Raw genomic sequence first — 6179 nt, forward strand, 5'->3', positions numbered from 1 at the left:
ATTTACGGAGGAATAGTGTATAAGAGCGAATTATTAGAAGAGAAATATAAGGCCCAAAAAAAGATTGCTGAAATTGCAAAAAAAACAGGCAAAAGTTATTTTCAAGTTGTTAATAAAAATGTTAGAAAACTTTTCAAAGAAAAGGGTTGGGAACTAAAATATTCAAACAGAAAAGGTGGATATATTTCTTAAGATCAAGAATTCTTAATATATAAAAAAGGGACAACAAACATGCTGTCCCTTATGTCATATAAATTATATCTTTCTCAAAAATCCTTCAAAACATCCGCCAGAGTCGGATGTCCGATTTCCTGCAGGTCATATTTAACCTGAACAGCAGGTTTGTGGATTTTCACGATTCTTCGTAAATCAATGGGAGTTCCGATAATGACTACATCACATTCGATGGCATTGATCGTTTCTTCCAGATCTTTGATCTGTTGCTCACCGTAACCCATCGCAGGTAAAAGAACACCAATGTCAGGATATTTCTCAAAGGTTTCTGCAATTGTTCCAACTGCAAATTCGCGAGGATCAACAAGTTCAGCAGCACCGAATTTTTCAGCAGCAACAACTCCGGCACCGTAAGTCATTTCACCGTGAGTAAGAGTTGGTCCATCTTCGACAACGAGAGCGAGTGCACCTTTGATCAGATCAGGATCATCGACAGAAATGGGAGAAGCTCCATCGATGACGATCGCATCAGGATTAATATCTCGAATATTATCGCGCACTATCTGAATTCCTTCCGGATCAGCTGAATCTATCTTATTGATGACGATCACATCCGCAACATGCAAATTAGTCTCACCGGGATAATAAGCCAATTCATCACCCGGACGATGCGGATCAACAACCACAATATCTAATTTCTTGTCGGAAGTGTAAAAAGCTGTATCGTTATTGCCACCATCCCAGATGATGACATCAGCTTCCTTTTCCGCTTCGCGTACGATCGCTTCATAATCAACACCTGCATAGATAATACTTCCCATTTTGATATGAGGTTCGTATTCTTCCATTTCTTCGATCGTGCATTTGTGCTTTTCCAGGTCTTCCAGAACTTCAAATCTCTGAACTTTTTGAGCAACCAGATCACCATACGGCATAGGATGACGGATAGAAGCAACCTTCAAACCTTTGTCTTTGAGTATCTTAACAACAGCTCTGGTTGTCTGACTCTTTCCGCAACCGGTTCGAGTCGCACAGATAGTGATCAAAGGTTTGGTTGTTTTGACCTGAGAATTCTTGAGTCCCATCAAAACAAAATCCGCTCCGGTTGCATTGACCAAAGAAGCATTATGCATTACCCTTTCATAAGGAACATCACTATATGCAAAAACGACTCGATCGACATCATTTTTTAAGATCAGGTCAACTATCTCTTCTTCCGCATATATTGGAATTCCTTCCGGATAAAGTTTTCCCGCTAATTCGGCAGGATATTTCCGATCATTAATATCGGGGATTTGGGTTGCTGTAAAGGCAACGACATCATAATCATCATTATCTCTGAAATTCAAATTAAAATTATGGAAATCGCGTCCTGCAGCACCCATTATAACTACTTTTTTTCTCATTTTGTCTTCCTTTTTTTTATTAAATTTGATGGACAAACTTTAAGTCAGGGCTTTAAAGTCAAGGATTTTTCTGATCAATTTTATAATTTAATATATCTCTGAAAACCATCTATTTTTTTTCTAGTTAGTAGTGAAATTGAATTAAGCAATTTTCATTTGAACAAATTTTTATAAAATGATGGTTTTTTTAAGTCCACTCTAAAAAGGCACTAATTTTGGATATGTTAGAAAGTTTGTACAAAATTTGGAAAATGAGGAATCAGTTAATGTCATCTATCATCTTATTAACAGCAAACTTAAGTTGGTGGTTAATAAAACAGGAAAAAGTATTAACTGTTTTAACGGTTTCTAATTTTTATTGAATTTGACCTTTTTTAGAGTGGACTCTTTTTAATTTTTGATTTTTCTTTACGGAAATTTTATTATATTTTTTTTGGCAGAAAAAATTATGGAGGATATAATGGTATCTAAAGAAGAAGTACAAAAAGTTCTGGATAAAGTCAGACCCTCTCTGCAAGCTGATGGTGGAGACTGCGAATTAGTGAATGTTAGAGATGATAATATAGTTGAAGTAAAATTACAGGGAGCATGTGCTGGTTGCCCGATGGCTACCCTGACTTTAAAAGCAGGAATAGAAAGAGTTCTGAAAGAAGAAATTCCCCGTATAAAAGAAGTAATTTCAGTTTAACTGATTTTTCGGATACTATAATATTAGAGATTCTAATAAATTTATCGGAAAATTTTTTAGGAGTATTGGAAAATGAAATTAGTAAATTATAAAGATGTTCAATTAGAAGATGTAAATGTTGAAGGTGCAAAGGGAACAAAAATTCGCTGGTTGATCTCGCAGAAAGATAATGCTCCGAATTTTGCTATGAGAATGTTTGAAGTCGAGCCAAATGGAAATACACCTTTTCATTTTCATACCTGGGAACATGAAGTGTTTTGTCTCGAAGGTACGGGAAAATTAGTTACAGAGTGGGGAGAAAGACCTTTCAAATCAGGAGATGCGATCTTTGTTGATCCAAATGAAAAGCATCAGTTTAAGAATTCCGGTGATTCGATTTTAAAATTCCTCTGTATTATTCCTCATGACAAACCAAAAACTCAAGAAAAAAAAACGATAAATCCATTCGCAACCGGAGTAGCGAATAATTGCTGATCGAAGTTCAATCTCATTCCCAAATTCAATTTGGGAACGAGATAAAGCAGATAAAGAATTTATTAAATTAAAATAAAAAAGGAAGGGGAAATGGAAAAAGATTTAAGAAAATTTTTCAAAGACATGGTGCAATCACCAAGTCCGTCCGGTTTTGAGCAGCCGGTGCAGGAAATTTATCGTGATTTTGTAAAAGATCTTGCTGATGAAGTTAAAACAGATGTTCACGGAAATGTAATTGCTCTAAAAAAAGGAACAGGAAAACTTCGATTTATGGTTTCCGGACATGCGGATGAAGTCGGATTGATGATCAAATATATCGATGAAAATGGTTTTATCAGATTCACTACGATCGGTGGTGTTGACTCTACTTTACTTCCCGGATTAAAAGTAAATATTTATCACGAAAAGAAAGTTTATCGAGGAATAATCGGACGAAAACCAATACATCTTCTCAAACCGGAAGAGAGGAAAAAGACGGTAACTCTCGATGAACTCTGGATTGATATTGGTGCAAAAGATAAAAAAGATGCAGAGAAAAAAGTAGCAGTCGGTGATCCTATAACTTATTCTCCAGGAATTGAAATGTTAAACAGGAATATTATTGCAACCAAAGCTACAGATAACAAATCCGGTGTTTTTGTAGCCGGAGCTCTTTTAAAGGAATTAGCTGATGATAAAATTTCCGCAAATATCTATGCTGTGTCATCAGTTCAAGAGGAAATCGGTTTGAGAGGAGCAATTACAAGTGCCTTTGGAATCGATCCTCATGTTGGAATTGCTGTTGATGTAACTCATGCAACCGATTATCCGGGAATTGATAAAAATGTTATGGGTGATATAAAAATTGGTCAGGGACCTGTTCTTGTTGTAGGAGCGAATATCAATCCGAAAGTATTTTCACTTCTAAAAAAAGCAGCAAAAAAAGTAAAAATTAAATATCAGATTGAAGCTGCACCTCGCGGAACAGGAACTGATGCTAATGCCATTCAAACTACTCGTTCTGGAGTTGCATCCGGTTTGATAAGTATACCAAACCGTTATATGCATACTCCTAATGAAATCATTTCATTTAATGATCTGGAGGGAGCTGTTAAGATCCTGGCAGAATTTGCTCGTATGATCGATGATAAAACTGATTTTATTCCGAAGATATAAATTTAGGTTTTCTTATTTAAAATCACAAACTTGGCAAGTTCTCAAAAACTTGCCAAGTTTGATTTATTGAGGTTAATTTGATAAAAGTTGAGAATCTTACAAAAGTATTTATCCAGAAAAATGGAAAAAAACTATATGCGGTCAATGAACTTTCTTTTTCAGCAGAAAAAGGTGAGATCGTCGTTCTTCTCGGAGTCAACGGCGCTGGCAAAACTACTGCCATGAGAATGTTATCAACAGTTTTACAACCTACTGCTGGAACTGCAACAATTGAAGGTTTCGATATCATTAATGATTCGCAAAAAGTAAGATCAAATCTTGGTTTTCTTTCCGGAGATACAGGATTATATGCAAGATTGACAGCGAGAGAAATAATAACTTATTTTGCCAGACTATATGATGTTGAAGATGAAATAATAAAAAAAAGAATTAATGATATTGCTGAACTACTTGATATGTTTGAATTCCTTGATAAGAAAGTCGATCTACTTTCTACTGGGATGAAGCAGAAAGTTTCCATTGCTCGTTCCATTATTCATGATCCTCCGGTTATGATCTTTGATGAACCGACAGCCGGACTGGATATTCTGACAGCTAAAAATATCGTTGATTTTATTCATAAATGTAAAAATGAAGGCAAATGCGTTTTATTCTCAACTCATATTATGAGAGAAGCTGAAAGAATTGCTGATAAAATCGTGATGATACATAAAGGTAAACTTCTTGCTGAAGGAACATGGGAGGAATTCAAAACAGAATCCTGTTTTCATGATCTCGATGATATTTTCATCCATTTTGTAAATGAAAAAACCAAAAAGGTTGAAACTAATGAATTTTAACAAGATCCTGACCATTTACAAAAAAGAACTCCTCGATCTTTTCCGCGATAGAAGGACTATCATTACCTCTTTAGTCCTTCCGATCGTGTTATATCCGTTGATCATGATCGCTTTTTCCTCCATGATGTCGCGCCAGGAAATGAAATTAGAAGAACAGGAAATTCTTATTTATGTAAATGACAACATTTTAGATGAGAATTCTCAAAGAATCAGATCCGAACTTGAAACTATAGAGAATCTTCAAGTTATGCAGAAAATGGATGTTTATCACGAAACAACTTTTCATGAACTCATTGAGGATAAAAGTCTGCAGGCAGTGGTTGAGTTAAATGATAGTTTATCAACAACCGGTTACCAGGTTTTTATCACAAAAATTATTTATGATGAAACTAACGAAAGAAGCTCTAAAACCTTTCAGAAAATTCGTGATAAACTCTTTGAGATCGAAGATGAATTAATTGGGGAAAGGCTTCAGCAGATAAAAATCAATGAAGAAATCCTCAATGCCATCGAATTAAAAAAAGAAAATATCGCACCTCCCGAACAAATGCTCGGTTTTGCTTTGGGAAAATTCCTTCCGTATTTGTTAATAATTCTTACGATTAGCAGTGCGGCAGTTGTTGCTTCAGACCTTGTTGCCGGTGAAAAAGAAAGAAAAACTCTGGAAACGATACTGGTCAGCGCAGCTCGCAGGAACGAACTTGTCATTGGAAAATATCTGACCATTATCACTATTTCTTTAATTACTGTACTTCTGAATCTGTTCAGTATGTATCTATCATTTCAACATATTTTCTCTCAATATCAAGCAAGCATCAGTGATTTGCAGTTACCAATCGCAAATTTCATCCTGATCCTTCTTTTGATGATACCTTTAGTTACTCTATTTTCCGCATTACTTCTCTCAATCTCAACCTATTCCCGAAATATTAAGGAAGCACAGAGTTATCAAATGCCTGTTTTGTTTGGCGGGATCATGCTTTCGATGGTCAGTTTTCTGCCTGGATTTGAACTGAATTTTGGATTTGCTTTGATCCCGATCGTTAATTTCTCACTTTTATTCAGGGATATTATGCTGGGAAGTTTTGAAACTTCACATTTATTGATCGTGCTTTTCTCAACAATTTTCTTGGATTTTATAGCGATTTTCATCTCAGTAAAACTCTTCAATAATGAGTCAGTCCTATTCCGCACTGCAGAAGAAAAATCCCTTAAATTCTGGGGAAAAGAAAAGAAGAATGTATTTTCCATCCAGACTGCTGTTTTATTTTTTATCATAGTTTTATTGGCTCTCTTTTATATTGGAGGAAACTGGCAGGCAAAAGACATTGCCAAGGGTTTAGTCAGAACTGAAATTCTATTAATATTTTTCCCAACCATATTGATCTTAAAAATAGCTAAAACCGATATAAAAAAAGTTTTGAGGATGAATCCCACCAAACC

6 protein-coding genes are annotated in these 6179 nt (G+C 35.3%); 5 read left to right on the forward strand and 1 reads right to left on the reverse strand.

The window, feature by feature from the left end; genetic code table 11:
- Window positions 1-266: 266 nt before the first annotated feature.
- A complete protein-coding gene (locus tag ENL20_11990; GenBank protein ID HHE39276.1) occupies window positions 267-1580 on the reverse strand; it encodes a GTPase in 1314 nt (437 codons plus the stop codon).
- Between the two features lie 460 nt (window positions 1581-2040).
- Between ENL20_11990 and ENL20_11995 the strand changes: the two genes are divergently transcribed.
- From ENL20_11995 to ENL20_12015, 5 genes are all read left to right on the forward strand, one after another.
- Window positions 2041-2268, forward strand: a complete 228-nt coding sequence (locus tag ENL20_11995) for a NifU family protein (protein ID HHE39277.1) — start codon at window positions 2041-2043, stop codon at window positions 2266-2268.
- A gap of 72 nt (window positions 2269-2340) precedes the next feature.
- Complete coding sequence (locus ENL20_12000; protein HHE39278.1) at window positions 2341-2742, forward strand: cupin domain-containing protein; 402 nt, start codon at window positions 2341-2343, stop codon at window positions 2740-2742.
- Between the two features lie 90 nt (window positions 2743-2832).
- On the forward strand, window positions 2833-3897 hold the full coding sequence (locus ENL20_12005; GenBank protein ID HHE39279.1) for a M42 family peptidase: 1065 nt from the start codon (window positions 2833-2835) through the stop codon (window positions 3895-3897).
- Window positions 3898-3974: 77 nt separating this feature from the next.
- Window positions 3975-4736 (forward strand): ATP-binding cassette domain-containing protein, encoded by a 762-nt coding sequence (locus tag ENL20_12010; protein HHE39280.1) that lies wholly within the window; start codon window positions 3975-3977, stop codon window positions 4734-4736.
- A partial coding sequence (locus tag ENL20_12015) for an ABC transporter permease (protein HHE39281.1) occupies window positions 4699-6179 on the forward strand: 1481 nt, incomplete at its 3' end. The genes ENL20_12010 and ENL20_12015, both read left to right, overlap by 38 nt.

This window comes from Candidatus Cloacimonadota bacterium (genome assembly GCA_011372345.1).
Lineage (GTDB): Bacteria > Cloacimonadota > Cloacimonadia > Cloacimonadales > TCS61 > DRTC01.

Excerpts from the sequence above, each read along its gene's own strand:
- ENL20_11995 (HHE39277.1), top strand. The coding sequence starts at position 2,041 with ATGGTATCTAAAGAAGAAGTACAAAAAGTTCTGGATAAAGTCAGACCC.
- ENL20_11990 (HHE39276.1), bottom strand. The coding sequence starts at position 1,580 with ATGAGAAAAAAAGTAGTTATAATGGGTGCTGCAGGACGCGATTTCCAT.
- ENL20_12000 (HHE39278.1), top strand. The coding sequence starts at position 2,341 with ATGAAATTAGTAAATTATAAAGATGTTCAATTAGAAGATGTAAATGTT.
- ENL20_12005 (HHE39279.1), top strand. The coding sequence starts at position 2,833 with ATGGAAAAAGATTTAAGAAAATTTTTCAAAGACATGGTGCAATCACCA.